The organism is Streptomyces humidus, from assembly GCF_014649655.1.
GTDB lineage: Bacteria > Actinomycetota > Actinomycetes > Streptomycetales > Streptomycetaceae > Streptomyces > Streptomyces humidus.
In genome coordinates this window covers 1-856 of record NZ_BMTL01000154.1, presented here as the reverse complement: position 1 = coordinate 856, position 856 = coordinate 1, and the positions used below count along the sequence as shown (strand labels likewise).

The 856-nt window shown below is 68.3% G+C and carries 1 protein-coding gene; it reads right to left on the bottom strand.

The window, feature by feature from the left end; translation table 11 throughout:
- Positions 1 to 811, bottom strand: an 811-nt coding sequence (locus tag IE239_RS41520; protein WP_229878830.1) for an acyltransferase domain-containing protein, incomplete at its 3' end; no start/stop codon positions are given.
- Between the last annotated feature and the right edge of the window lie 45 nt (positions 812 to 856).

Sequence of the window (856 nt, the reverse complement as noted above, 5' to 3'; positions counted from 1 at the left end):
GCTCGTCCTGACCCGCCCGCTGCAACGGGAAGCAGACCGCCTCGGGCAGCGTCTGCTGAACCATCGGAGTCAGCGCCGCGTCCGGGCCGATCTCCACAAAACGTGTGACATCAGCGTTCGCCACCACGTCCGCGAACCGGACCGTGCCCCGGACATGACCGACCCAGTAGTCCGGGTCCGCCGCCTGCTCAGCCGTCAGCACCTCACCCGTCGCATCCGAGATCACCCGGCGCAACGGCGGACGGCACTCCAGACCCGCCACCACTTCACGGAAGGCGTCCAGCACCGGCTCCATCAACACCGAATGAAACGCGTGGGACACCGACAGACGCCGACTACGACGGTCCCGGAAATACTCCCGGACCCCCTCCACCTCGGCCTCCGGCCCGGAGACCACCACCGCCCGCGGACCGTTGACCGCCGCGATGTCGATCCCCCCAAACGCCTCACGCACCTCCGCCTCACTCGCCTCCACCGCGGCCATCGCCCCACCCGAGGACAGCGCCTGCATCAGCCGGCCCCGCGCCTCGATCAACCGCGCCGCATCCCCCAACGACCACACACCCGCCACATACGCCGCCGTCAGCCCACCCAGCGAATGACCAGCCACCACATCCGCAACCACACCCCACGACTCCAGCAACGCCACCAACGCCACCTCATGCACAAACAAAGCAGCCTGCGCAAACCGGGTCTGATGCACCTCCTCCGAAGACCACATCACCCCCCGCAGACCACCCAGCCCCACCCCCTCGAACGCCCCACACGCCGCATCGAAAGCCTCCGCATACACCGGGAACGCGTCATACAACCCCCGCCCCATCCCCGGCCACTGACTGCCCTGACCCGAGAACAG